This window comes from Roseomonas haemaphysalidis (genome assembly GCF_017355405.1).
In the GTDB taxonomy this organism is placed as follows: domain Bacteria; phylum Pseudomonadota; class Alphaproteobacteria; order Acetobacterales; family Acetobacteraceae; genus Pseudoroseomonas; species Pseudoroseomonas haemaphysalidis.
This window is the reverse complement of record NZ_CP061177.1, coordinates 2,873,023-2,899,294: the sequence shown is the minus strand read 5'-3', so window position 1 is coordinate 2,899,294 and position 26,272 is coordinate 2,873,023. Positions and strand designations below refer to the sequence as shown.

General features: G+C 69.6%; 23 protein-coding genes. 15 read left to right on the top strand and 8 right to left on the bottom strand.

All coding sequences use genetic code 11. The annotated features are described in order from the left end of the window. Nucleotides 1–109: 109 nt before the first annotated feature. From gltA to IAI59_RS13400, 7 genes are all read right to left on the bottom strand, one after another. Nucleotides 110–1,405: a citrate synthase gene (gltA, locus tag IAI59_RS13430; RefSeq protein ID WP_207418102.1), complete on the bottom strand. Its 1,296-nt coding sequence runs from the start codon at nt 1,403–1,405 to the stop codon at nt 110–112. A gap of 379 nt (nt 1,406–1,784) precedes the next feature. After that, nucleotides 1,785–3,293, bottom strand: coding sequence for a CYTH and CHAD domain-containing protein (locus tag IAI59_RS13425; protein WP_207418104.1), 1,509 nt, complete (start codon nt 3,291–3,293; stop codon nt 1,785–1,787). Continuing rightward, entirely contained in the window at nt 3,294–3,830 is a 537-nt protein-coding gene (locus IAI59_RS13420) for a SixA phosphatase family protein (protein ID WP_207418106.1), read from the bottom strand. A gap of 76 nt (nt 3,831–3,906) precedes the next feature. After that, on the bottom strand, nt 3,907–5,115 hold the full coding sequence (locus IAI59_RS13415) for an alpha-hydroxy acid oxidase (protein WP_207418108.1): 1,209 nt from the start codon (nt 5,113–5,115) through the stop codon (nt 3,907–3,909). Between the two features lie 102 nt (nt 5,116–5,217). Continuing rightward, nucleotides 5,218–5,967: a metallophosphoesterase gene (locus IAI59_RS13410; protein ID WP_207418110.1), complete on the bottom strand. Its 750-nt coding sequence runs from the start codon at nt 5,965–5,967 to the stop codon at nt 5,218–5,220. Between the two features lie 73 nt (nt 5,968–6,040). After that, on the bottom strand, nt 6,041–6,766 hold the full coding sequence (gene pdeM, locus IAI59_RS13405) for a ligase-associated DNA damage response endonuclease PdeM (RefSeq protein WP_207418112.1): 726 nt from the start codon (nt 6,764–6,766) through the stop codon (nt 6,041–6,043). A 98-nt stretch (nt 6,767–6,864) separates the two neighbouring features. Then, on the bottom strand, nt 6,865–9,393 hold the full coding sequence (locus IAI59_RS13400; RefSeq protein WP_207418113.1) for a ligase-associated DNA damage response DEXH box helicase: 2,529 nt from the start codon (nt 9,391–9,393) through the stop codon (nt 6,865–6,867). Between the two features lie 124 nt (nt 9,394–9,517). On the opposite strand from IAI59_RS13400, the gene IAI59_RS13395 reads away from it, so the two are divergent. Then, nucleotides 9,518–10,435 carry a lysophospholipid acyltransferase family protein gene (locus tag IAI59_RS13395; protein WP_207418114.1) on the top strand — a complete coding sequence of 306 codons (918 nt, stop codon included), beginning with the start codon at nt 9,518–9,520 and terminating at the stop codon, nt 10,433–10,435. Here the strand turns inward: IAI59_RS13395 and IAI59_RS13390 are convergent. After that, complete coding sequence (locus IAI59_RS13390; RefSeq protein WP_207418115.1) at nt 10,402–10,629, bottom strand: hypothetical protein; 228 nt, start codon at nt 10,627–10,629, stop codon at nt 10,402–10,404. The two genes, IAI59_RS13395 and IAI59_RS13390, sit on opposite strands and share 34 nt — an antisense overlap. 137 nt (nt 10,630–10,766) lie before the next feature. Between IAI59_RS13390 and IAI59_RS13385 the strand changes: the two genes are divergently transcribed. From IAI59_RS13385 to rseP, 14 genes are all read left to right on the top strand, one after another. Next, complete coding sequence (locus tag IAI59_RS13385; protein WP_207418116.1) at nt 10,767–11,030, top strand: DUF1467 family protein; 264 nt, start codon at nt 10,767–10,769, stop codon at nt 11,028–11,030. A 399-nt stretch (nt 11,031–11,429) separates the two neighbouring features. After that, complete coding sequence (proS, locus tag IAI59_RS13380) at nt 11,430–12,740, top strand: proline--tRNA ligase (RefSeq protein ID WP_207418117.1); 1,311 nt, start codon at nt 11,430–11,432, stop codon at nt 12,738–12,740. A 5-nt stretch (nt 12,741–12,745) separates the two neighbouring features. After that, nucleotides 12,746–13,999, top strand: a complete 1,254-nt coding sequence (locus IAI59_RS13375) for a lipoprotein-releasing ABC transporter permease subunit (RefSeq protein ID WP_207418118.1) — start codon at nt 12,746–12,748, stop codon at nt 13,997–13,999. Continuing rightward, nucleotides 13,992–14,681 (top strand): ABC transporter ATP-binding protein, encoded by a 690-nt coding sequence (locus tag IAI59_RS13370; protein WP_207418119.1) that lies wholly within the window; start codon nt 13,992–13,994, stop codon nt 14,679–14,681. The genes IAI59_RS13375 and IAI59_RS13370 overlap by 8 nt, the downstream gene beginning before the upstream one ends. A 35-nt stretch (nt 14,682–14,716) precedes the next feature. Further along, a complete protein-coding gene (gene dnaE / locus IAI59_RS13365) occupies nt 14,717–18,154 on the top strand; it encodes a DNA polymerase III subunit alpha (protein WP_207418120.1) in 3,438 nt (1,145 codons plus the stop codon). Then, nucleotides 18,154–18,810, top strand: a complete 657-nt coding sequence (locus IAI59_RS13360) for a DsbA family protein (protein WP_207418121.1) — start codon at nt 18,154–18,156, stop codon at nt 18,808–18,810. Before dnaE ends, IAI59_RS13360 begins: the two co-directional genes overlap by 1 nt. 190 nt (nt 18,811–19,000) lie before the next feature. Further along, nucleotides 19,001–19,843, top strand: a complete 843-nt coding sequence (rpsB, locus tag IAI59_RS13355; RefSeq protein WP_237180825.1) for a 30S ribosomal protein S2 — start codon at nt 19,001–19,003, stop codon at nt 19,841–19,843. A 24-nt stretch (nt 19,844–19,867) separates the two neighbouring features. Then, nucleotides 19,868–20,779 carry a translation elongation factor Ts gene (gene tsf / locus IAI59_RS13350; RefSeq protein WP_207418122.1) on the top strand — a complete coding sequence of 304 codons (912 nt, stop codon included), beginning with the start codon at nt 19,868–19,870 and terminating at the stop codon, nt 20,777–20,779. A gap of 191 nt (nt 20,780–20,970) precedes the next feature. Next, nucleotides 20,971–21,690, top strand: a complete 720-nt coding sequence (gene pyrH, locus IAI59_RS13345) for a UMP kinase (protein ID WP_207418124.1) — start codon at nt 20,971–20,973, stop codon at nt 21,688–21,690. 25 nt (nt 21,691–21,715) lie between these two features. Then, a complete protein-coding gene (gene frr / locus IAI59_RS13340) occupies nt 21,716–22,288 on the top strand; it encodes a ribosome recycling factor (RefSeq protein WP_207418126.1) in 573 nt (190 codons plus the stop codon). A 33-nt stretch (nt 22,289–22,321) separates the two neighbouring features. Next, on the top strand, nt 22,322–23,071 hold the full coding sequence (gene uppS, locus IAI59_RS13335) for a polyprenyl diphosphate synthase (protein ID WP_207418128.1): 750 nt from the start codon (nt 22,322–22,324) through the stop codon (nt 23,069–23,071). 4 nt (nt 23,072–23,075) lie between these two features. Continuing rightward, a complete protein-coding gene (locus tag IAI59_RS13330; RefSeq protein WP_237181127.1) occupies nt 23,076–23,936 on the top strand; it encodes a phosphatidate cytidylyltransferase in 861 nt (286 codons plus the stop codon). Continuing rightward, on the top strand, nt 23,927–25,093 hold the full coding sequence (dxr, locus tag IAI59_RS13325; protein WP_207418131.1) for a 1-deoxy-D-xylulose-5-phosphate reductoisomerase: 1,167 nt from the start codon (nt 23,927–23,929) through the stop codon (nt 25,091–25,093). Before IAI59_RS13330 ends, dxr begins: the two co-directional genes overlap by 10 nt. A gap of 36 nt (nt 25,094–25,129) precedes the next feature. Next, nucleotides 25,130–26,212 carry an RIP metalloprotease RseP gene (gene rseP / locus IAI59_RS13320; RefSeq protein WP_237181222.1) on the top strand — a complete coding sequence of 361 codons (1,083 nt, stop codon included), beginning with the start codon at nt 25,130–25,132 and terminating at the stop codon, nt 26,210–26,212. The last annotated feature ends 60 nt before the right edge of the window (nt 26,213–26,272 follow it).

Genomic DNA, 26,272 nt, shown 5'->3' with positions numbered 1-26,272 from the left:
ACATCACAGTACAGAAAACGACAAAAAAAGACCCTGCCGGCGTGGCCGGCAGGGTTGACGCATTGGCAAGGTTTCAGGGGCCGTCGTTCAGCGAATCCCCCGTTGCCGTTCAGGGCTTGGCGTAGTCGCGCGCCGGGGAGCCCGTGTAGATCTGCCGCGGGCGGCCGATCCGCTGGCCCGGCTCCTCGATCATCTCCTTCCACTGGCTCACCCAGCCCACGGTGCGTGCCACCGCGAACAGCACGGTGAACATGTGGGTGGGAATGCCCATCGCCTTCAGGATAATGCCGGAATAGAAGTCGACGTTCGGGTACAGCTTGCGGCTGACGAAGTATTCGTCCTCCAGCGCGATCTTTTCGAGCGCGACGGCAAGGTCAAGCAGCGGCTCGTCCTTGATGCCCAGCTCGCGCAGCACCTCATGGCAGGTGGCCTGCATGATCTTCGCGCGCGGGTCGAAGTTCTTGTACACGCGGTGCCCGAAGCCCATCAGCTTCACGCCCGAGTTCTTGTCCTTAACCTTGCTGATGAAGTCCGGGATGTTGTCGACATGCCCGATCTCACCGAGCATCTTCAGCACCGCCTCGTTGGCGCCGCCATGCGCGGGGCCCCACAATGCGGCGATACCGGCGGCGATGCAGGCGTAGGGGTTGGCACCCGTGGAGCCGGCCAGACGCACGGTGGAGGTGGAGGCGTTCTGCTCGTGGTCGGCGTGCAGTACCAGGATGCGGTCCATGGCACGCGCCAGGATCGGGTTCACCTTGTACTCTTCGGCCGGCACGGCGTTCAGCATGTACAGGAAGTTCTCGGCGTAGCCGAGGTCGTTGCGCGGGTACACGAAGGGCTGGCCGATGGAGTACTTGTAGGCCATCGCGGCGATGGTCGGCACCTTGGCCAGCAGGCGGAAGGCCGCGATCTCGCGCTGCCGCTCATCCGTGATGTCGAGGCTGTCGTGGTAGAAGGCGGACAGGGCGCCCACCACGCCGCACAGGATCGCCATCGGGTGCGCATCGCGGCGGAAGCCACCGAAGAAGGAGCGCAGCTGCTCATGCACCATGGTGTGCATGACGACGTTGTGCTCGAACTCCTTCATCTGCTCGGTGGTCGGCAACTCGCCGTGCAGCAGCAGGTAGGAGACTTCCAGGAAGTTGCTCTTCTCGGCCAGCTGCTCGATCGGGTAGCCGCGATACAGCAGGATGCCCTGGTCACCGTCGATGTAGGTGATCTTGCTATCGCAGGCGGCGGTGCCGCCGTAGCCCGGGTCAAAGGTGAAGACGCCCAGCTCGTTGTAGACCTTGCGGATGTCAAACACGTCCGGCCCGATGGTGCCATGCATCAGCGGTGTGGTGATGCTCTTGTTGGAGCCGTCCAGCGTGACCGTGACGGAGCCTTTGGCGTTTTCGCTCATGGCGTCTTCCTTGAGTCTGTTGCTCGCGGGGGGCGGTGCCGCCGTGTGACGCGGCGCCGTCATGATGCAGCGCAAGATAGGCAGGGCCGCGATGGGTGTCCATCCGGGGGGAGGCCGCCGTGTGCCTCCATCCCGCTGGTGCGCATCACATGGGGCGGATCAGCCGTCACGCCAGCGAGAAAGGGCCGCGTCCTGCGCTTTGCGCTAGGCCTCCGCCGCGCGCCGAGTCTCAACATCGATCACGAGCGCGACTTCGCTCTGCGCGGCCCGGCCCCGGGAAACAGCCGCACACAGACCGGCTGCGATGCGTGAGATGCCCGACAGGGTGGCGGTGCCGCCTGGACCGGAGTTTCGTGCGGCAGTCAAGGCAGACCGCCGGCTAGTCCTTCCAGAACGGCTCTGCCTTGCGCAGCCGGTGCCAGGCACGGATCGCGTCGCGCCGCGCGCCTGCGCCCTGGGCCAGGGCGAAGCCTTCCGCCAGCCCCACCGCCCAGCCGCCCGCCTTGCCGCTGCCCGCCAGGGGCTGGCCCAGCCCGGCAGCCAAGGCGCGGGCCACATGCGTGTCGTTCGCCAGACCCAGGGCTTCCTGCAAGGCGGCTAGGCGCTTCAGGAACCGGCGTCCGGCCTTGCCCGGCCACAGCGGTGCGAACAACTCGGCCGCATAGCGCAGCCGCTTGCCGGCCAGCCGCAGCTCGTGCAGCGCCTCGGCATCCAGCTCCTCGATCCCGGCGCCACGCCGCCGCAGTTGGCGCCAGCGGCGGGACAAGGTGGCCGCGGCGAAGGGGCGCAGCGGTGCCGCCTCAGTGCCATCGTCCGGTAGCCATTCGCGAAGCACCGCCAGGCAGCAAGCAAACCAAATCAGTCGGCGGAACTGCGGCGAGGCCAGCCGTACCGCCAGCGTCGCATAGGCCGCGCGCCGCCGGGCCTCTGCCACGCGCAACAGCGTTGCCACGCGGCGGTCCTCGCCGGCCGCACGCCCCAGCGCCGCGCCCAGGTCGCGCAAAAAGACATCCAGGTCGCGCGCCGCACCCATGGCCCGGGCCAGATCGCCCAGCATGGCATCCAGCTCGCGCAAGGGCGGTGCATCGGCCACCGGCCGGAACTGCTTGAGGCAGGACCGCAGGCGCCGGATGGCGACGCGGCATTGGTGCACCCCTTCCGGCCCGGCATCGGGCCCAACCCGGCCGCTGTGCCACAACAGCACCTCGGCCAGATGACCGATGGACAGTGCCAGCGCGTCGGGCACCGTTTCCGTTTCCCCGAGGTCCGGTGGACCCAGGCGCCGGGGGCGGGGGGATTGCTGGCGGGCCAGCGCCTGCGCGGCTTCGGGCATCGCGGCGCGGGCGGGCAGCAGCGGCAGGTCGCGCGCCAGCTCCGCCGCCAGCGTCAGCAACGCCGGGGCCGGGCCGCTGAGCGTCAGGCGCGCGATGGGCGCTTCCGCCGCGACGCAGCGCAGGTTGCCATGGCGCAGCACAAGCCGCACGCCACCCGCCACGACCTCCTGCCGGCGGCCGGTGAAGGCGGCGAGAGGCTGCAGGATCTGGTCGGCCACGACGTCGGGTGCGGCTGAGGGCGCGTATTCCGCCAGGGGCAGCGGGGCCAAACCGGGTGGCTGCGAACCCTCCGGCGGCATCACCCGCAGGTGCCGCCGCGGGCCTTTGCGGGGGGCTTCCAGCGCTTCGCCCCGCTTCGACAATTGGCCATCGGCGCTGTCCAGCCAGACGCAGTCCTCGGCCACGCCCCGGGCGCGGGGCTGGCCCAGCGCGGCATGCCGCCACAACTGCGCCACGGCCTCGGGCGGCAGTTCCAGCTCCAGTTCCAGCGGTGGCACGGGCGGCGGCGGCTCTGGCAGTGGTTCCGGCGGCGGCGCGGCGGCGGGGGGCTCCATTCAGCCGGCCATCTCGGGCAGGTCGTTGGGTGCGATAAAGCGCAGCAGCCGCGCCTGGCCCTGCTGCAGCGACCGCCAGGGCACGCCGATCGAGAATTCCGCCAGGGCGGCGGTCGGGAAGTTGTCCGCCAGCCGCGCGGTGCCGGGGGCGGTGCCACGCTGCATGGCCTCGGGCCCCGCCAGCGCGAGGGCCAAGTCATGCATGCCGGGGTTGTGGCCGATCAGCAGCACGCTGCGCACCGTCTCAGGCAGCCCGCGCAACGTGTCCAGCATGCGCTGCCAGGTGGCGAGGTAGAGGTCGTCCATCGGCTCGACCAGCGGGCTGTCCGGCAGGGGCGACAGCGCTTCCAGCGTTTGCAGCGTCCGCCGGGCGGAGGAGACGAGCACGAGGTCCGGCCCCAGCCCCAGGTCACGCATCACGGCCGCCATCACGGCGGCGGCGCGGCGGCCCCGGGCGTTCAGGGGGCGGGCGTGGTCCGGCAAACCGGGATCATCCCAGGACGACTTGGCGTGACGGAGCAGGATCAATTGCCGCATGACGGCAATGTGGCACGGCACGGCATCGCTGTAACGGGATGCCGTGCCGGATTTCGTGTGACGTTGCCGCGCCGTATTATTCCGCGGCCTGCGGCTCGGCCGTGGCGGTGGGGCGGCCGCCGGCGGGGCGGACCACGTCGCCGTGCCGGGGCTGGTGGAGCAGCCCGGGCGTGACGTCGCGGATATCCTTGGTGCCGGTCAGCGCCATGCTGACGTCCAGCTCCTTGCGGATCAGTTCCAGCGCCTGGGTGACACCCTGTTCGCCGCCCGCCGCCAGCCCGTAGAGCCAGGCCTTGCCGATCAGGCAGCTCTTGGCCCCCAGGGCCACCGCCTTCAGGACGTCCTGGCCGGACCGCACGCCGCCATCGAACATCACTTCCGTCCGGTCGCCCACCGCTTCCACGATGGACGGCAGCACGGAGATGGAGGAGGGGGCGCCATCCAGCTGGCGGCCACCGTGGTTGGACACCACCATGGCATCCGCGCCGAGCCCTGCCGCGATGAGGGCATCATCCACGTCCAGCACGCCCTTCAGGATCAGCTTGCCGGGCCAGATGGAGCGGATCCACTCCACGTCCTTCCAGGACAGCGACGGGTCGAACTGCCCGGCGATCCAGTGGGACAATGTCGCCAGTCCTTCCTTGGCGCCCGGCGCGTCCGCCAGGTTGCCGAAGCTCCTGCGCTTGCCGCGCAGCACCCGCAGCGCCCAGTCCGGCTTGGTGGCGATGTCCAGCGCGTTCTTCAGCGTCAGCTTCGGCGGCACCGCCAAGCCGTTCTTGATGTCGTTGTGCCGCTGGCCCTGGATCTGCAGGTCCAGCGTCAGCACCAGGGCTGAGCACTTGGCGGCGATGGCGCGCTCCACCAGCGTCCGGCTGAAGCCGCGGTCGCGCATCACGTAGAGCTGGAACCAGAAAGGCTTGTCCACCGCCTCCGCCACGTCCTCGATCGAGCAGATGGACATGGTGGACAGGCAAAAGGGGATGCCGAAGCTTTGTGCCGCGCGGGCGCCCAGGATCTCGCCATCCGCGTGGAACAGACCGGTCAGTCCGGTGGGAGCGATGCCGACCGGCATGGTCACCCGCTCGCCCAGCATGGTGGTGGCGGTGCTGCGCTCGGACACGTCGATCATCACCCGCTGCCGCAGCTTCAGCGCGGCGAGGTCGGCCCGATTGGCGCGGTAGGTCGCCTCGTCATAGGAGCCGCGATCGGCGTAGTCGAAGATGGCACGGGGGATGCGGCGGCGGGCGCGGAGCCGCAGATCCTCGATGTTGGTGACCGGCGGCATTGTTGTTCGTCCCTTGCCTTGCGCGTTGCCCCGATGTTCCCCCATCGGCGCCACGCGGTCAAAGGCCCGTTGCCGCCAGCGCCACGCTCACCAGGGCCATGCTCACCACGGCAGGTCGATCCAGGACAGGTGTCCGCCCTTGCCGGCGCCGGTGTCCAGAAACACCGCCCGGCCGCCCGCCGCCGCCACGGCCACGTAGGGGCGGCCATCGGCGCTGCGCGTCTCATGCCCGCAATACACGGTGATGCCGGAGGGGATGCGGTGCACCCAGTTGTGCAGGCGCTCCGGGTATCCATCCACGCGGGTGCGGCTAGTCACCTGGCCGAACATGGCGCGCGGCACCAGCCCATCCGGCTTGGAACTGCCGGCGGCGGGCGGCGGCGGCTCGCGCAGCATGCGGGGGTGAAAGCCGCCATGCACGAACAGCCAGGGGCCGAGCCGCAGCCAGGCGGGGGCGTGGCCGATGGCTTCCAGCGCCTCTGTCCGCAACGTATCGGCATCCGGCGCGGCGGCGATCTGCGACAGAGTGACCCCCAGCCCTTCCGGATCGGGTCGTACCAGGGCGCCGGCCAGCGCGCGGCGCAGCTTGTGGTCGTGGTTGCCCAACAGAAACAGCCCCTGCCGCTCCGCCAGCAACGCCAGCGCCATGCGCAGGGTGGCGGCGCTGTCGGGCCCACGGTCGGTCAGGTCGCCGAGCTGCAGCGTGAACAGCTGCTTGGCCCTGGCGCCTTCGATGGCGGCGGAAAAGGCCGTGGCGTCGCCATGCACGTCGCCCACCACCCGCAATCCCTTGAAGGCGGGCCGCAAGGTGGAAAGGCTGGGCCAGGCCGGTGATGCACCCTGCGCGTTCATCCCGCCACCGGCGCTGCTGTCGCGGCCAGAGGGGCGGCGGCGGGGCGGCGGGGCGGGAAGGGTCGGTCGTCGCTCATGATGTCTGTAACGACGCAGTGGCCGTTCCGGTCATGGCGGCCAAGTGCTTCATCGGCCCCACGGCGGCGCTGTACAGCCGGTCGCGCCCCAGCAGGAACGCCCGCCCGCCGCGGGGAAACAGCGCGGCGATGGGTTGCGCCGTGATTTCCAACCCGCCCGTATAGGCACCAAAGGCCGGCAGCATGACCCGGCGCGCATCGGCCAGAAAGCAGGGGCGGGTGACCGGGCCACAGCGGGTGGGCAGGCTGGCCTTGGGGTGGAAATGCCCGCTCAGCTCGAAGCCGCTGTCCTTGCCGGGCACGCCGATGTGGCGAAACGTGAAGGGGCCGTCGTGCAGTTCCTCCACCGCTTCGCCGGGCAGGCCGTCCGGCCCCACCGGGTCGTGGTTGCCCAGCACCCAGGTGACCAGGCGGTTGCCCAGCAGGTGCAGCAGCGTGGCACGGTCGGACTCGTGCATCCGGCCGGCGCCCCCGGCATCGTGGAAGCTGTCGCCCAGAAAGACGATGCGGTCCGGCGTGTAGCGCCGCAGCAGCGGCTGCAGGCGGCCCAAGGTTTCGCGCGTGTCATAGGGCGGCACGAAGCGGCCACGGCTGGCGAAGTGGCTGCCCTTTTCCAGGTGCAGGTCTGACACCGCGAGGAGCTGCCGGGACGGCCAGAAGACGGCGCCGGAGGGGTCCAGCAGGAGCCGCTCGCCGGCAAGATGGAAAGGAGCTGCAATCATGTTCAACAACGGGTTAGCGGAGGCGGGCGGGGCCGGGAAGAAGGAAAGTGGCAACAGCTGTCACGATGCGGGCGCGAATTGTTCTCCCCATCGTCAAGCTATCGCTTGGGTCGCCGGGGGCGCCGCGCCGCGAACTGCATGGAACGCGACTTGCGGGGCGCGCGGGGCGGCGGCGGCGGTGGCTCGGGCGCGCCGTCGGAAATCTCGCCGGTGAAGCTGTCCTCGCCCCAGGTGGCTTCCGAAACCAGGGCGGTGGCCTCGGCCAGCAAGGCGTCCTCGGCGGTGCCGGACACCCATTCGCGGCCTTCCTCGATCAAGGCGGGCACGGCCAGGGGCGACACGCGGTCCAGCCGCCGCACCCGGATGTCGTCGCGCGCACGTTCCAACAAGGTCGCGATGCGCCGCACGTCGGTCAGGCCAAAGGCGGCCTCGGCACGGGTGGCCCGCAGCAGGATATGGTCCGGCTCGTGCTTGCGCAGCACGTCGTAGATCAGGTCCGCCGACATGGTCATCTGCCGCCCGGACTTTTCCTGGCCCGGGTGGTTCTTTTCCAACAGCCCGGCGATGGTGGCGATGTTGCGGAAGGTCCGGCGCAACATGGAGCTCTCGGCGATCCATTCCTCCAGCTCCTCGCCCAGCAGGTCCTCCTCGAACAGCTGCTCGATCTCGCCCGGCTCAAAGGCCGACCACACCGCCATCACATAGTCCGTGCCGAGAAAGCCGAGCGGCCCCCATCCCAGCCGCTCCATGCGCTTGGTCACCAGCATGCCCAGCGTCTGGTGCGCAAGCCGCCCCTCGAAGCAATAGGCCACGGTGAACCAGCGGTTGCCACGCTGGAACACCTCCACCAGCAGCCCTTCCAGCGGCGGCAGCTCGGATCGCAGCTCCTGCATGCCAAGCCATTCGCGCACCGCCTTGGGCAGGCTCTTCCACTGCGCCTTGTCTGAAATGATGCCGCGCACCCGGCGGGCGAGGTGGGTGGACAGCGGCAGCTTGCTGCCGGCGTAGGCGGGCACCCGCGGTTCGTCGCCGCCACCGCGCGAGACGATGACGGCGTTGGCGTCCATCGCCTCGAAGCGCAGCACCTGGCCGGCGAAGATGAAGTTGTCGCCCGGCTCCAGGGTGGAGACGAACCATTCCTCTACCTCGCCCAGCACGGGGCCGCCGCGCATCCGCACCTTGATGGCCGGCGTCTCGACGATGGTGCCGAGGTTCATGCGGAGCTGCCGCTGCACCTGGGGGCCACGCACATGCACCCGCCCCTCGAAGTCGCGGAACAGCCGGCGGAAGCGGTCGTAGCCCGACAGCGCGTAGCCGCCGTCCTCCACGAAGCGCAGCGTATCCTCGAAGTCCTGCCGGGTCAGGCCGGCATAGGGGGCGGCGCCGCGGATCTCGGCATACAGCTCGTCCGGCAGAAAGGGCGCGTGGCAGGCCATGGCCAGGATGTGCTGCGCCAGCACGTCGAGGCCCCCCGGGCGCGGCGGCTCGCCATCCATCTCGCCGGCGGCCACCGATTCGATGGCGGCGCGGCACTCGATCACCTCGAAGCGGTTGGCCGGCACGAGCGCGGCGCGGGACGGCTCGTCCATGCGGTGGTTGGCGCGGCCCACACGCTGCAGCAGCCGCGCCACGCCCTTGGGTGCCCCCACCTGGATCACCTGGTCCACCGCCCCCCAGTCGATGCCGAGGTCCAGCGACGCGGTGGCAACCACGGCCCGCAGCTTGCCGGCGGCCATGGCCGCCTCCACCTTGCGCCGCTGCTCCACGGTCAGGGAGCCATGGTGCAGGGCGATCGGCAGGTTGTCGTCGTTCAGCCGCCACAGCGCCTGGAAGCACAGCTCAGACTGGGCGCGGGTGTTGGTGAAGACGATGGTCACCGCCGCATCGCGCAGGCGCCCATACACCTCCGGCATGGTGGTCAGCCCCATGTGGCCGCCCCAGGGCAGGCGGCCGGAAGGCAGCAGCGTTTCCAGCTTCGGCTTCACGCCCCCGGCGGCACGCACGGTGCGCACCTTGTCCGGGTCGGCATCGGCGGCGCACCACGCGGCCAGCGCGCGGGGGTGCGCCACGGTGGCGGACAGCCCCACCCGCCGCATGTCCGGCGCCAGGGCGGACAGGCGGGACAGGCACAAGGCCAGCTGGTCGCCCCGCTTGGTGCCGGCCAGCGCATGGATCTCGTCCAGCACCACGCATTTCAGGCTGCCGAACATCTCGTGCGCGTCGGAAAGCGACAGCAGCAGGGTCAGGCTTTCCGGGGTGGTCAGCAGGATCTGCGGCGGATCGGTCCGCTGGCGGGCGCGCCGGTTGGCCGGGGTGTCGCCGGTGCGCGTCTCGATGCGGATGTCGAGCGCCATCTCGGCCGCCGGCTCGGTGAGATTGCGGGCGATGTCCACCGCCAGCGCCTTGAGCGGCGAGATATACAAGGTGTGCAAGCCGGGCTGCGGTGCCCGGTGCAGCTGGATCAGGCTGGGCAGAAAGCCTGCCAGCGTCTTGCCGCCGCCGGTGGGGGCGATCAGCAGCGCGCTTTCCCCCGCCTCGGCCGCCGCCAGCATCTGCATCTGGTGCGGCCGTGGCTTCCAGCCCCGCGAGGCGAACCAGGTGGCGAAGGGTTCCGGCAATGTTCGCATCGTCGCCCCCGATATGGGGCAAGCGCGCGCGGGGCGGAAGTGCGCCGATTTCACATCGCGCGCGATTTTGCCATCGCCAGCAGGGCGCCGATGCCGCAGAACCGCCGCCCGGCCGGGAAGGGACATGGATGTGAAGCGCCTGTGGTGGCGGTTCGAGGCGTTGCTGGTGAAGGGCCTTTTCGCGCTGGCGCGGCGGCTCGGGGTGCGGCGCGCCTCGGCTCTGGGCGGCGGCGCGCTGCGCCGGCTGGGGCCATGGCTGCCGGTTTCCGCCGTGGGCCGTCGCAACCTGGAACTGGCCTTTCCGGACAGCGACCCCGCCTGGCGGGACGCCGTGCTGCGCGACGCCTGGGACAACCTGGGCCGCTCCATGCTGGAGATGCCGCTGGTCGCCAGCCTGGGCGAAACTGCGGAGGGCCCGGGCTGGGAGGTGGCGGGCGCCGAGAACCTTCCCGCCGCCGGCACCCGCATGATCAGCTTCAGCGCTCACCTGGCCAACTGGGAGGTGCTGCCACGTGCCGCACTGCGCTTCGGCATCGCGCTCGCCAGCCTTTACCGGGCGCCGGACAACCCGTTCGTGGATGCCGAGGTGCGGCGCATGCGGGAAGGCAGCGCCGAGCTGCCGCTGTTTCCCAAGGGCAGCCGTGGTGCCCGGGCGGCCTTGAAGCACCTCAGCGGCGGTGGCGCGCTGGGCCTGGTGGTGGACCAGAAGCTGAACGAAGGGCTGGCCATCCCCTTCTTCGGCCACCCGGCGATGACCGCGCCGGCGGTGGCGGAGTTCGCGCTGCGCTTCCGCTGCCCCCTGGTGCCGACCCATGTGGAGCGTATCGGCCCCGCACGCTTCCGGGTGGTGGTGGAGCCGCCGCTAGCGCTGCCCGACAGCGGTGACCGGGCGGAGGACGTGCGCCTGCTGCTGACGGCGGTGAACGCCTGCATGGAGCGATGGGTGCGGGCGCGGCCGGGCGAGTGGCTGTGGCTGCACCGCCGCTTTCCCAAGGATGTCTACCGCGCTCAGCCCACCACCAGCAGCGCGCCCGCGGCGTAAAGGTCTTCGCGCAGCCCGGGCATGGGCGCGAAGGTCAGCACGCCGCTGGTGGGGCGGCGCAGCGTCCGGGCCCCGGTGCGGGCGGTGGCGGCCTGGGCGGCGGCCTCGCTTTCGAACAGGGCGACGACCGGAGCCTCGATCTCGCCGGCGTGGCGCAGGGTTTGTGGGGGCAGGGCAGGGCGATGGCTGGGCATGGCGGGCTTATCTCCGCAATTCATGACCGGCCGATGAAGGTCATGCGGCATGACGGCGACGTCGGCGAACCACCACGGGCCCTGGCCTGCCGCCCGCGATGGGATTAAGGCCGGGCCACAACGAAGGAGGTGCCGTCATGGGCTGGGCGACAGGGATCATGGTGTATTTCCTGTGTTGGTGGACGGTGCTGTTCGCCGTGCTGCCCTTCGGCATCCAGCCGGAGCCCGATGGGCGGGAAACCGATGGCGGCTGGCGTGGCGCGCCCCGGCGGCCGGCGATCCTGACAAAGGCGATATGGACCACCGTGGTGGCCACGGTGCTGTGGGCGGGAATCTTCATGATCGTGCGGAGCGACTGGCTCAGCTTCCGCAGCGGTTGGCTGGCAATGACGCCGAATTAAGCAGAATGGCGGCGATTTTCTCGCTCTTGTCCATTTTCAAGGCTTTCAGGTTTCAGGCGCCCGATTTTTCAGCAAACACATCGGGTTTTTGCGTTGCCGCCCGGGTCATCGCCGGTCACAGTTGGTCTCAGGAAGAGAGCTGGTTCTCTTCCTGCCGTGTGACTGGCGTTTCCTCCCTAAACTCGGCCGCACTTCGGTGCGGCCTTTTTTTTGTTGGGTGGATTTGTATCGCTTCGGTAAGCACATTCCAAGCGGAATCGAACAAAGTTATAATTTGAGCGGCTGCGGCGTATTTTTATTGCGGTGCAGCATGCAGGTCGGAGGAGTGGCCCCGCTCCCTGGCATCGGCCTGCAATCCCGCCTAGGTTCCGCGCCACTGCTTTGGACCGGAGCCAGACCTTGCGCCTTTCCCGCGCCTTCCTGCCGACCCTCAAGGAAATCCCCGCCGAGGCGGCGATCGCTTCCCACAAGCTGATGCTGCGCGCCGGCATGATCCGGCAGACCAGCGCCGGCATCTATGCGTGGCTGCCGCTGGGCCTGCGCGTGCTGAAGAAGGTGGAGCAGATCGTGCGGGAGGAGCAGGACGCCGCGGGCGCCCAGGAAATCCTGATGCCAACGATCCAGAGCGCCGAGCTATGGAAGCAGTCCGGCCGCTACGACGACTATGGCAAGGAGATGCTGCGCATCACCGACCGCCACGAGCGCGAGATGCTGTTCGGCCCGACCAACGAGGAGATGGTCACCGACATCTTCAAGGGCTTCGCCAAGTCGTACCGCGACCTGCCGCGCAACCTGTACCACATCCAGTGGAAGTTCCGGGACGAGGTGCGCCCCCGCTTCGGCGTCATGCGCGGCCGCGAGTTCCTGATGAAGGACGCCTATTCCTTCGACCTGGACGCGGAGGCCGCGCGGCTCGCCTACAAGAAGATGTTCGTGGCCTATCTGCGGACCTTCGCCCGCATGGGCCTGAAGGCCATCCCGATGCGCGCCGACACCGGCCCGATCGGCGGCGACCTGTCCCACGAGTTCATCATCCTGGCCGAGACGGGCGAGAGCCAGGTCTACCTGCACAAGGACCTGCTGGAGTTCGACGTGCTGGCCCAGAAGCCCGACTACGACGGCAGCCTGGACCCCACGGTCGACTTCTGGACCAGCCGCTACGCCGCCACCGACGAGATGCACGACGAGGCCGCCTGGAATGCCATCCCGGCCGAGCAGCAGGTCTCGGCCCGCGGCATCGAGGTCGGCCACATCTTCTACTTCGGCGAGAAGTATTCCAAGGCGATGGGCCTGTCCGTGACCGGCCCGGACGGCCAGCCCGTGACGCCACAAATGGGCTCCTACGGCATCGGCGTGTCCCGCCTGCTGGGCGCCATCATCGAGGCCAACCACGACGAGGCCGGCATCAAGTGGCCGGATGCGGTGGCGCCCTTCCGCGTCGCCATCCTGAACCTGAAGCCGGGCGACCTGGCCACCGACATGCTGTGCGAGAAGCTCTACGCCGCCCTGCCGGACGAGGCCCTGTATGACGACCGCCCCGACCGCGCGGGCGTGAAGTTCAATGATGCCGACCTTGCGGGCTATCCCTGGCAGGCCATCATCGGCCCGCGCGGTGCCGCCAACGAGAAGATCGAACTGAAGCGCCGCGCGACGGGCGAGCGGATGGAATGCTCGCTCGAAGAGGCGCTGCGCCACATCCAGGGGGGCTGACGCCCATGTTCGGCGCCTTTGAGCGCACCGTCGCCTTCCGCTATCTGCGGGCGCGCAAGGGCGAGCGCTTCGTGTCCGTGATCGCCACCTTCTCGCTGGTCGGCATCGCGCTGGGTGTGGCGACGCTGATCATCGTCATGTCCGTGATGAACGGCTTCCGGCAAGAACTGCTGGGCCGCATCCTGGGATTGAACGGCCACCTCGGCATCTATGCCGCCGACGGTGGCGGGCTGCGGGATTTCGACAGCATCCTGGCGCGCGTGCGCGGCCTGCCCGGCATCGTCTCGGCCGCGCCGGTGGTGGAGGGGCAGGTGCTGCTGACCAGCGAGGGCGGCGGCGCCACCGGCGGCTTCGCCCGCGGCATCCGGCCCGAGGACCTGCGCGCCCGGCCGATCCTGGCCGGCAACATCGTGGCCGGCGACCTGGCGCAGTTCGGGGGTGAGGACAGCATCATCATCGGCGCGCGGCTGGCGCAGAAGCTGCAGCTGCGCGTCGGCGGCAAGGTGACGATGGTCAGCCCGCAGGGCCGCACCACCGTGATCGGCATGGTGCCGCGCCTGAAGACTTATACTATCGCGGCCCTGTTCGACACGGGCATGAACGAATACGACAGCGGCTACGTCTTCATGCCGCTGTCGGCGGCGCAGCTCTACTTCCAGATGCCCGGCGCCGTGTCGCAGATCGAGATCTTCGCCATCAACCCGGACCAGGTGCGGCAGGTGACGCAGGAGATCCAGCGCACGCTCTCGCCCATGCCGTTCCGCGTCATCGACTGGCAGGCCAGCAACAGCTCCTTCTTCGCCGCCGTGCAGGTGGAGCGGAACGTGATGTTCCTGATCCTGACGCTGATCATCGTCGTCGCCGCTTTCAACATCATCTCCTCGCTGATCATGCTGGTGAAGGACAAGGGGCGCGACATCGCCATCCTGCGCACCATGGGGGCCAGCAGCGGCGCCATCATGCGCATCTTCCTGCTGTGCGGCGCTTCCATCGGCATTCTTGGCACGCTGATCGGCTTCGGCATCGGGCTCGTGTTCTGCCTGAACATCGAGCGCATCCGGCAGGCGCTGCAGTCGTTGACCGGCACCCAGCTGTTCAGCCCGGAGGTGTATTTCCTGACGCGGCTGCCCGCCATCGTGGACGCCAACGAGGTGACGCAGGTGGTCGTGATGGGCCTGGTGCTGTCGCTGCTGGCCACGCTCTACCCCTCCTGGCGCGCCGCGCGGATCGACCCGGTGGAGGCCCTGCGCAATGAGTGACCACCCGCCGCGCCTGCGGCTCAACAGCGTCGCCCGCTCGTTCCGTACCGAGGCGGGCGAGCTGCCGGTGCTGCGCGGCGCCGACCTCGACATCCATGCCGGCGAGATCGTCGCCCTGGTGGCACCGTCCGGCACGGGCAAGTCCACCCTGCTGCATCTGGCCGGGCTGCTGGAAAAGCCCGATTCCGGGCGGGTGCTGATCGATGGCCAGGACACGGCTGGGCTTTCCGACAATGCCCGCAGCGCGTTGCGTGGCCGGTCCATCGGCTTTGTGTACCAGTTCCACCACCTGCTGCCGGAATTCACCGCGCTGGAAAACGTGGTGCTGCCGCAGATGGCCATCGGCACCGCCAAGGCGGCGGCCGAGGCACGCGCGTGTGAGCTGCTGGCCTCGTTCGGGCTGGCGGGGCGGGAGCAGCACCGGCCCGGGCGGCTGTCGGGTGGCGAGCAGCAGCGCGTGGCCATCGCCCGCGCCCTGGCCAACCGCCCCGGCCTGCTGCTGGCGGACGAGCCCACGGGCAACCTGGACGTCGGCACCTCCGACCGGGTGTTCGAGGAACTGCTGGCCGCTGTGCGGGGCGCGGGCGTGGGGGCGCTGATCGCCACCCACAATCCGGACCTCGCCCGGCGCATGGACCGGGTGGTGACGCTGTGGGAAGGGCTGGTCGCGCCGGTCGAATAGCGCGCACCCGGGGCCGGGCATGCTATAAGGCAGGCATGTCCGGTTCCTTTGTCCACCTGCATACCCATTCGGCCTATTCCCTGGCGGAAGGGGCCATCAAGATCGACAAGCTGGCGGCTCTGGCCAAGGAGGCCGGCATGCCGGCCCTGGCGCTAACCGACACCGCCAACATGTTCGGGGCGCTGGAATTTTCTGGCTACTGCGCCGGCAAGGGCGTGCAGCCCATCCTGGGGTGCCAGCTGATGCTGGCCCGCTCGGCCACCGACGACCGGCCGGAGGCCGCCCGCCTGCTGCCCGACCCGGTGGTGGCGCTGGCCATGAACGCCCGCGGTCTGGAGAACGTCCAGCGCCTGTCCTCGCATGGCTTTTTGCGGGATGACGCCTCGGGCAAGCCGTCCATCACGCTGGACCTGCTGCGGGACCACGCGGAGGGCGTGTTCCTGCTGACCGGCGGCACCCAGGGCCCGCTGGCGCGGCTGTTGCTGGAAGGGCGGCGGGACGCCGCGGCGCAGCTGCTGGACGCGCTGAAGGAAAGCTTCCGCGACAATCTGGCGGTGGAGCTGACGCGCCACGGCCTGCCCACGGAGCGGGGGCTGGAGGCGGCGCTGCTGGCGCTGGCTGATGCCGCGGCGCTGCCCATCGTCGCCGCCAACGACGTGTATTTCGCCAAGCCCGAGATGTACGAGGCGCATGACGCGCTGCTGTGCATCGCCGAGGGGCGCACCCTGGCCGAGCCGGACCGCCGCCGTCTGACGGCCGAGCACTACTTCAAGTCCGCCAAGGCCATGCGGACGCTGTTCCAGGACCTGCCGGAAGCCTGCGACAACACGCTGGCCATCGCCCGCCGCTGCGCCATCATGGCGGAAAACCGCAAGCCGGAACTGCCGATCTGCCCCAAGGTGCAGCCCGGCATGACGGAAGCCGAGACGGTGCGCGACATGGCCGCGCGTGGCCTGGAAGGCCGGCTGGATGCCCAGGGCACGGCGCCCGACCCGGACACCCGCAAGGTGTACCGCGAGCGGCTGGCCTTCGAGCTGGACGTGATCGAGAAGATGGGCTTCTCGGGCTACTTCCTGATCGTCGCCGACTTCATCCAATGGGCCAAGCAGCAGGGCATCCCCGTCGGGCCGGGCCGCGGCTCGGGCGCCGGCTCCGTCGCTGCCTGGGCGCTGCTGATCACCGACCTCGATCCGCTGCGCTTCGGGCTGCTGTTCGAGCGCTTCCTGAACCCCGAACGCGTGTCCATGCCGGACTTCGACATCGACTTCTGCCAGGAGCGGCGGGACGAGGTGATCCAGTACGTCCGCAACGAATACGGCGCCGACCGCGTGGCGCAGATCATCACCTTCGGCCGGCTGCAGGCCAAGGCGGTGGTGCGCGACGTCGGCCGCGTGATGGGCATGCCCTATGGCCAGGTGAACCGCATCGCCGAGCTGATCCCCTTCAACCCGGCCAAGCCCGTGACGCTGCAACAGGCGATCGACGGCGAGCCGCGGCTGCAGGAGATGCGGTCCGACGAGATGGTGGACCGGCTGATGGAAACGGCGCTGGTGCTGGAAGGGTTGTTCCGCAACGCCTCGACCCATGCCGCCGGCGTGGTGATCGGCCGCAAGCCGCTGATCGACACGGTGGCGCTGTACCGCGACCCGCGTTCCGACATGCTGGTGACGCAGTACTCGATGAAATACGTCGAGAACGCCTCCCTGGTGAAGTTCGACTTCCTGGGCCTGAAGACGCTGACGGTGCTGCAGCGCGCCGTGGAGATCCTGGCGGAGCAGGGGGTGACGATCGACCTGGCGAGCCTGCCGCTGGACGACAAGCGCACCTATGAGATGCTGGCCCGGGGCGACGCGGCGGGCGTGTTCCAGTTCGAAGGCCAGGGCATGCGGGACTGCCTGCGCGCCATGCGCCCCGATCGGTTCGAGGATCTGATCGCCGCCGTCTCGCTGTACCGCCCGGGCCCGATGGCCAACATCCCGGCCTATTGCTCGCGCAAGCACGGCGAGGCGTGGGAGCCTGTCCACCCCTCCATGCGCCACCTGGTGGAGGAGACCTACGGCATCCTGGTGTACCAGGAGCAGGTGATGCAGATCAGCCAGGACGTCGCCGGCTATTCGCTGGGCGGCGCCGACCTGCTGCGCCGCGCCATGGGCAAGAAGATCCGCTCGGAAATGGAGGCGCAGCGCAAGACCTTCGTGGACGGCGCCGTGAAGAACGGCGTGCCGGAAGACAAGGCCGGCGCCATCTTCGACATGATGGAGAAGTTCGCGGAATACGGCTTCAACAAGTCGCACGCCGCCGCCTATGCGCTGGTCGCCTACCAGACCGCTTACCTGAAAGCGAACTACCCCGTCGCTTTCCTTGCCGCGTCGATGACCTTCGACATGGACAAGACGGAGAAGCTAGCGAACCACATGCAGGAGGCGTCCCGCATCGGCATCCCGATCCTGCCGCCGGACGTCAATCGCTCGGCCGCCGACTTCCGTACCGAAACAACGCCGGACGGCAAGGCCGCGATCCGCTTCGCGCTGGCCGCCGTCAAGCGGGTCGGCATGCAGGCGATGAAGGACATGGTCGCGGCGCGCGACCGGCCCTTCGAATCCGTGGCGGACTTCGCGGGGCGCGTGGACCCGCGCCTGCTGAACAAGATGCAGGTGGAGAACCTGGCGCGCGCTGGCGCCTTCGACACGCTGGAAAAGAACCGCGCCCGCATGGTGGCCGGCGCCGAGGTGGTGCTGCGCCGCGCCCAGGCCAAGGCGGAGGAGCGCGCCTCCAGCCAGATCGGACTCTTCGGCGGCGGTGACGCCCGGCCCGAACCGCTGCGGCTGCCCGACATCCCGGATTGGCCGGAGCTGGAGCGGCTGAGTCAGGAAGCCGAGGCGGTGGGCTTCCACCTCTCCGCCCACCCGCTGGACACCTATCGCGAGGCGCTGCGCAAGCTGGGCGCCACCCCCATCTCCCACGCCCAGGTCCGGGCGGAAGCGGGCGTCGGGCGCATCAAGCTGGCCGGCACGGTGGTGAACAGCAAGGAGCGCACCACCCGCACCGGCAGCCGCATGGCCTGGGTGCGGATCTCGGATTCGTCGGGCAGCACGGAGGTGACGCTGTTCAGCGAGGTGCTGCTGCGGTCCCGCGAATGGCTCAAGGAGGGCACCGCCATCCTGATGACCTGCGAGGCGAAGATGGAAAGCGACACGCTGCGCCTGACCGCCATGGACCTGCAGCCGCTGGACAAGGCCGCCGCCGACCTGCGGCAGAAGTTGCGGCTGGTGATCGAGGACGAGGCAGCCATCGGGCTGGTGCAGGCGTTGCTGCAGCGCGAAGGCGCGGGGCGCGGCACCGTGGACATCTGGGCGCGCACCGCGCCCGGCCAGGAGGTGCAGGTGCCGCTGCCGGGGTACTTCAACGTGTCCCCGCGCCTGGCGCAGGCGATGAAGGTTCTGCCCGGCGTGGCACATGTGGAGGCGGGCTGATGGTCGAGTTCTTTTATCTTTACGACCCCCTGTGCGGCTGGTGCTACGGCGCCGCCCCCGCGGTGGTGAAGCTGGAACTGGAACCGGACGCGGTGGTGCACCCGCTGGCCACCGGCCTGTTCGCGGGCGGTGGTCGGACCATGACGGAGGAGTTCGCCGCCCAGGCCTGGAGCAACGACCAGCGCATCGCGGCAATGACCGGTCAGGTGTTTTCCGACACCTACCGGGACAAGGTGCTTGGCGACCGGGCAGGGCGCTTCGATTCCGCCCCCGCCACCCGCGCGCTGACCGCGGTGCATCTGACCGAGCCGGCGGAAGAGCTGGAAACGCTGCACCGCATCCAGATGCTGCGCTACGCGGAAGGGCGCGACATCGCCGACCCGGCGCTGCTGGCGGCAACGCTCCGTGACCTGGGGCTGGAGGAGGCGGCGGCGCTGCTGGACAGCGGCGACCCGGCGCTGGACGCGGCGGTGGACAGCCGGAGCGCGACGGCGCAGGACCTCATGCGACGCCTGGGCATCGGCGGCGTGCCGGCCTTGCTGCGGATGCAGGACGGGCAGCCGGTGGTGGTGCCGAACGGTGCGCTGTTCGGCCCGGTGGAAGCGCTGCTGGCCAGCCTGGGCCTGCGCCCGGATGCGGAGGAGGACGTCCGCTAGCGGCGCTCCGGCCTTGCTCTGACAGGGGCTTCATGCCATATGCGGCGCGCCCGGGCGGGGTTGATCCCGCACGGGCAAATCCGCACGCGGCACGCCCTTCCGCCCTCATGGCGCCTGGGTCCGGTCCCCCGACAGGGGGGTGAGTGCCGCGGAGGCTCAACCGGACTACCCTGAAGGAAGGACCGCCCGCATGGCGATGCCCGAAGTTTCCCTGCGCCAGCTGCTCGAGGCCGGTGTCCATTTCGGACACCACACCCGCCGCTGGAACCCGAAGATGGCCCCGTACATCTTCGGCATCCGCAACCAGGTCCACATCCTCGATCTGCAGCAGACCGTGCCCCTGCTGGACCGCGCGCTGCGCGCCGTCCGTGACGTGGTGGCCGGTGGTGGCCGCGTGCTGTTCGTCGGCACCAAGAAGTCCGCCGCCGAATACGTGGCCGAGGCCTCGACCCGCTGCGGCCAGTACTACGTGAACCACCGTTGGCTCGGCGGCATGCTGACCAACTGGAAGACCATCACGGGCTCCATCAAGCGCCTGAAGCAGATGGACGAGCAGCTCGGCGGCAACACCGCCGGTCTGACCAAGAAGGAAGTTCTCATGCTGACGCGTGAGAAGGAGAAGCTGGACCGCGCGCTGGGCGGCATCCGCGACATGGGCGGCCTGCCGGACATCATCTTCGTCATCGACGTGGTGAAGGAGAAGCTGGCGATCGAGGAAGCCAACAAGCTGGGCATCCCCGTCGTGGCCGTGCTCGATTCCAACGCCGATCCCTCGGGCATCGCCTATCCGATCCCGGGCAACGATGACGCCATCCGCGCCATCAACCTGTATTGCGACCTGGTGGCCGGCGCCGTGTTCGACGGCATCAGCGCCGAGCTGCAGGCCTCCGGCGTCGACCTGGGTGCTTCCGAGGAGCTGCCGTCCGAGGACGTGCTGGCCGACGACGCCGCGCCCGCCGACGAGGCGATCGAGGCTTCCGCTTCCGTGGCGGAGCCGGCTGCCGCCGAAGAGACCCCGGCCGCCCAGGCCTGAACCGAACAGTCGGGAGCGAACGATATGGCTGAAGTCACTGCCCTGATGGTGCGGGACCTGCGCGACAAGACCGGCGCGGGCATGATGGACTGCAAGAAGGCGCTGGTGGAGAACGGTGGCGACATCGAGGCCGCCGTCGACTGGCTGCGCAAGAAGGGCCTCGCCGCCGCCGCCAAGAAGTCCGGCCGCGTGGCGGCCGAGGGTCTGGTCGGCGTGGCCAGCGGCCCGCAGGTCGCCGGTATGATCGAGGTCAATGCCGAGACCGACTTCGTGGCGCGCAACGAGCTGTTCCAGAACTTCGTGTCGGAAGCCGCCAGCCTGGTGCTGACCTATGGCGACGACATCGAGCAGCTGAAGACCGTCACCTTCCCCGGCACCGGCCATTCGGTGCAGGAGGAGCTGACGCGCCTGATCGCCACCATCGGCGAGAACATGACGATCCGCCGCGCCAAGCGCCTGACGGTGCCGTCGGGCGTGGTCGCCACCTACACCCACTCCGCCGTCAAGCCGGGTCTCGGCAAGATCGGCGTGCTGGCGGCGCTGGAGGCCCCTTCGGAGGCCGAGGCGCTGGAAACGCTGGGCCGTCAGATCGGCATGCACGTCGCGGCTGCCCGCCCGGACAGCCTGGACGTCAACGCCGTCGACCCTTCCGCGCTGGAGCGCGAGAAGGCGGTGCTGATGGAGCAGGCCCGCGCTTCCGGCAAGGCCGATGCCATCATCGAGAAGATGGTCGAGGGCCGCGTCCGCAAGTACTACGAGGAAGTGGTGCTGCTGGAGCAGGTCTGGGTGCATGACGGCGAAAGCCGCGTGAAGGCCGTGGTGCAGAAGGCTGGTGCCAAGCTGACGGGCTTCGCCCGCTTCCAGCTGGGCGAAGGCATCGACAAGCAGGTCGGCGACTTCGCCGCCGAGGTCGCGGCGGCCGCCGGTACGGTCTGACACCGGCCTGCCGAACTAAATCTGGCGGGGGCGCCGGCTTGGCCGGTGCCCCCGTCTTCATGTAAGGGCAGGGTCACCCGGCCGTGCCTTGCCGGCCGTGGGGCGCCTGCCTATCGTGCGCCCGCGCGCCATCGCCTCGCCACGATGCGCTGTCATCCTTTGACGCCTGAAGCCCATGGAGTTCCGCCGGCATGCCTGCACCCATCTACAAGCGCGTCCTGCTCAAGCTGTCGGGTGAGGCGTTGATGGGCAGCCGCGACTATGGCCTGGACAACCAGACGGTCAAGGACATCGCGGTCGACATCAAGGGCGTGGTGGAACTCGGGGTCGAGGTCTGCCTGGTGGTGGGCGGCGGCAACATCTTCCGTGGCGTGGCCGGCGCATCCTCCGGCATGGACCGCGCGCAGGCGGACAGCATGGGCATGCTGGCCACTGTCATGAACGCCCTGGCCATGCAAAGCGCGCTGGAGCGGGCGGGCGTGGCTACCCGCGTGCAGTCCGCCATTCCCATGAGCAGCGTGTGCGAGCCCTTCATCCGCCGCCGCGCCGAGCGGCACATGGAGAAGGGGCGGGTGGTGATCTTCGCCGCCGGGTCCGGCAACCCGTTCTTCACCACCGACACCGCCGCCGCGCTGCGCGCCGCCGAAATGAAATGCGACGCGCTGTTCAAGGGCACGCAGGTGGACGGCGTGTATTCCGCCGACCCGCGCAAGAACCCGAATGCCGAGCGCTACGTCTCGCTGACCTACCTGGACATGCTGGCGCGCGACCTGGCGGTGATGGACGCCGCCGCCATCAGCCTGGCACGCGAGAACAAGCTGCCGATCATCGTCTTCAACATCCACGAGCCGGGTGCCTTCACCGCCGTCATGCAGGGCGAAGGCAAGTTCACCACGGTCGTTGATCATTAAGCCTAGAGAAGAAGGACGCCCCGCCATGGCCGCTCCCGCCGATTTCCCGAAGCTGAAGCTGGACCTGCAGCGCCGCATGGATGGCGCGCTGGAGTCGCTCAAGAAGGAATTCTCCGGCCTCCGCACCGGCCGCGCCTCGCCGGCGCTGCTGGAGCCCATCCGGGTCGAGCTCTACGGCGCCAACCAGCCGCTGACGCAGGTGGCCAATATCGCCGTCGGCGGGCCGTCCATGTTGTCCGTGCAGGTGTGGGACCGTTCGGCGATCAAGGCCGTCGAGGTCGCGATCCGCGACTCTGGGCTGGGCCTGAACCCGCAGACCGAGGGCCAGACGATCCGCGTGCCGCTGCCGCCGCTGACCGCCGAGCGCCGCAACGAACTGGCCAAGCAGGCTTCCAAGTATGCCGAATCCGCCAAGGTCGCCGCCCGCGGCGTGCGGCGCGACGGCATGGAGCAGATCAAGGGCTGGGAAACCAAGTCCGAGATTTCCAAGGACGACGCCAAGCGCTGGTCGGACGACGTACAAAAGATGACGGACGGCACCATCAAGAAGGTGGACGACATGCTGGTCGAAAAGGACAAGGATATCCGCACGGTCTGATCGCCACTCCTGCACGCGGGTAACACACTCATCATGAGCGCGGCCAAGGGTGCGACAGCACCGGTGATCACGGGTGGCACGCCGCCGGGCGTGCCGGTGCATGTCGGCATCATCATGGATGGCAACCGCCGCTGGGCGCGGGGGCGGGGCCTGCCCAGCGCCCTGGGCCACAAGGCGGGCGCCGATGCGGTGCGCCGCACGGTAGAGGCCGCGGCGCAGGCCGGCATCGGCTGGCTCACGCTCTTCGCCTTCTCGTCCGAGAACTGGCAGCGGTCGGATGACGAGGTGCGGGACCTGACCGGCCTGCTGCGCTTCTACTTGCGGCACGAGATCGCTGCGTTGCACCGCAACAACGTGCGGCTCCGCGTGATCGGTGAGCGGGAGCGCTTCGGGCGCGAAACCACCGCCGCGATTCGCGATGCCGAGGCGCTGACCACCAACAACACGGGGTTGAACCTGACGGTCGCCCTGTCCTACGGCAGCCGCACCGAGATTGCGGGGGCCGCCCGCGCGCTGGCCCGCGAGGTGGCGGCCGGCCGTTTGCATCCGGACGAGCTGGACGAGGCGCTGCTGGAGCGCAACCTGTCCACCGTCGGCATGCCGGACCCCGACCTCATCATCCGCACCTCGGGCGAGCAGCGGCTGTCCAACTTCCTGCTGTGGCAGGCCGCCTATGCCGAGTTCTGGTTCACGGACGTGCTGTGGCCCGACTTCGGCGCCGCCGAGCTGGCCGCGGGCATGGCCGCCTTTGCCCGGCGCGACCGCCGCTACGGCGCGGGCTGAGCCGGTGAGCGCAGAGGCCGCGTCGTCGGACGCCAAGCGCTGGCGGGACCTGAAGAAGCGCGCCATCTCCGCCGCCGTGCTGGGGCCGGGGGCCCTGCTGTGCATCTGGCTGGGGGCCTTGCCCTGGACCGCGCTGATGGCCGTCGCCATTGCCGGGCTGGTGTGGGAATGGGTGCATCTGTGCGGCCTGCGCAACCGGGTGCTGCCCGGGGCGGCGGTGCCGGCCGCGGTGTTCGTTGCCTGCGCCATCGCGGTGCTGGGCTACAACTGGTGGGCACTCGCGCTGTTGCTGATGGGCGCTGCCGCCACCTGGGGCGGCGCGGGCTGGATGCGGCGGCGGGACGGGCGCCCGGCGTCGGCCGGCTGGCTGGGCTTCGGCGTGTTGTATGTGGGCATCGCCGGCATTTCCCTGATCGCGCTGCGTCACGACAACGAGGCGGGGCGCGACAACGTCCTGTTTCTGATCGCGGTGGTCTGGGCCAGCGACATCGGCGCCTACATCGTCGGGCGCATGGTGGGTGGCCCGAAGCTGGCGCCGGCGATCTCGCCGGGCAAGACCTGGTCGGGCGCCGTCGGCGGGTTGCTGTGCTGCATGGCGATCGGCGCCGGCGTGGCCGCCTGGGCGACGCCCTATCCGGATGACATGATCAAGGCGGCCGGCATCGCGGCACTGCTGGGCGTGGCCACCCAGATCGGTGACCTGCTGGAAAGCGCCTTCAAGCGGCATTTCGGCGTCAAGGACAGCTCGGCGCTGATCCCCGGCCATGGCGGGCTGCTGGACCGGCTGGACGGCTTGATCGCGGCGGCGCCCGTGGCGGCGCTGCTGGCCCTGGCGGTCGGCTATGGCGTGGTGCTGTGGCGGTGAAGACCGTTTCCATCCTCGGCTGCACCGGTTCGGTGGGCCGCAGCACGGTGGCGCTGCTCGATGCGGCGTCCCCCGGTGAGTTCGAGGTGGTTGCGCTGGTGGCGGGCCGCGATGTCGCCGGGCTGGCTGAGCAGGCGCGCCGGCTGCGGCCGCAGGTGGCCGTCCTGGCGGATCCTTCCGCCGCGCCGGCTTTGGAAGCTGCCTTGGCGGGCAGCGGCATCGCGCATGCCTGCGGGCCGGAGGCGGTGCTGGCCGCCGCCCGGCTGCCGGCCGCCTGGACCATGGCCGCCATTGTCGGCGCCGCCGGGCTGGAACCGACGCTGGCCGCACTGTCCCGCGGCGGTACCTTGGCATTGGCCAACAAGGAGGCCCTGGTTTGCGCCGGGCACCTGGTGCTGGCGGAAGCCGCGGCATCCGGCGCCACCATTCTGCCGGTGGATTCCGAGCACAACGCGATCTTCCAAGCGCTGGACGCCCGTGATCCCTCGGTGGTGGAGAAAATCGTGCTGACCGCCTCGGGCGGTCCGTTCCGCCTGTTCACGCCGGAGCAGATGGCCGCCGTGACGGTGGAGCAGGCGCTGAAGCACCCGGTCTGGTCCATGGGCAGCAAGATCAGCATCGACAGCGCCACCATGATGAACAAGGGCCTGGAGCTGATCGAGGCCGCCCGCATCTTCGCGATGCCGGAGGAGCGGATCGAGGTGCTGGTGCATCCGCAGTCCACGGTGCACGGCATGGTGCAGTATGCCGATGGCTCGGTGCTGGCCCAGCTCGGCTCGCCCGACATGCGCACGCCCATCGCCCACGCCCTGGCTTGGCCACGTCGCATGGCGGTGGGGGTGCCGCGCCTGGATCTGGTGACGTTGGGCCGGCTGGAGTTTTACGCCCCGGATACGCGGCGTTTCCCCGCGTTGCGGCTGGCGCGGGAAGCCTTGCGGGCGGGTCCCGGCGCCACCACCATTCTGAATGCCGCCAACGAGGCGGCGGTGGGCCTGTTCCTGCAGCGGCGGCTCGGCTTTCTCGGCATCGCCGAGGTGGTGGAGGAAACGCTGTCGGCCCTGGGTTCGCCCGCCGTGCCTGACCTGAAGGCCGTGCTGGCGCTGGATGCCGCGGCGCGGCAGGATGCCACAGCCCGCGCCGCCCGCCGCGCGGCCTGACCCCCACACGCCCCCACCGGGGACGGAGAGTTGACCTTGGAATTCCTGTCCGACGGCCTGCGCACGGTGCTGTCCTTCCTCGTGGTGCTGGGCGTGCTCGTTTTCGTGCACGAAATGGGCCACTACCTGGCGGCCCGCTGGCGCGGCGTGCATGTCGAGGTCTTTTCCATCGGCTTCGGGCGCGCCATCCGCAAATGGACCGATAAGCGCGGCACCGAATGGCGGCTGTCCTGGCTGCCTTTGGGCGGCTTCGTGAAGCTGCACGGCCAGGAAGGCCCGGACGACGCGACACCGGAACAGCGTGCCCGCTGGCTGCCGGGCCGGACCTTCCATGAAAAGCCGGTGCGCGACCGTGCCATCGTGGTGGCGGCCGGCCCTGCGGCCAACTTCATCCTGGCCGCCGTGCTGTTCGCCGGGCTCTACATGAGCATCGGCCAGCCGCAGCCGGCGGCCACCGTCGGGGGCGTGGTGGAAAACAGCGCGGCCGCCCGCGCCGGCCTGCTGCCGGGCGATCGCATCCTGTCCCTGGACGGCCAGCCGATCGGGCGGTTCGAGGAAGTGCAGCGCCATATCCAGGCCCGTGCCGGGCAGCCGGTGCAGCTGCGCATCAGCCGCGAAGGCGCCGAGCAGCAGCTCACCGCCACTCCCGATGCCCGCGAGGCCAATGGCGGCACCGTCGGCGTGCTGGGCGTGACAGGCGGCGCGCCGGAGTTCCGCCGGCTCAACCCATTCAGCGCCGTGGCCGCCGGCGTGGCGCAGACCGCCGACATCACCGGGCAGACGCTTGCCGGCATCTGGCAGATGGTGACCGGCCAGCGCGGCACGGATGACCTGGGCGGGCCGCTGCGCATCGCCCAGCTGTCGGGGCAGGTGGCGCTGATGGGCGTGGCGAGCTTGGTCAGCTTCATCGCCATCCTGTCGGTCAATCTGGCGCTGATCAACCTATTCCCCATCCCGGTCCTGGATGGCGGTCATCTGGTGTTCTACGCGCTGGAAGCGATCCGCGGCCGTCCCGTGCCGCCGCGCGTCATGGAATACGGCTTTCGCGCGGGCATGCTGCTGCTGGTGGCACTGTTCGTCTTCACCACCTTCAAGGACGTCGTGCGCCTGTTCGGCTGAGCCGGCGCGCGAATCTCGGCAACGTGTTGCAACCGAAGGTGAACAGGGCATAAATCGCCG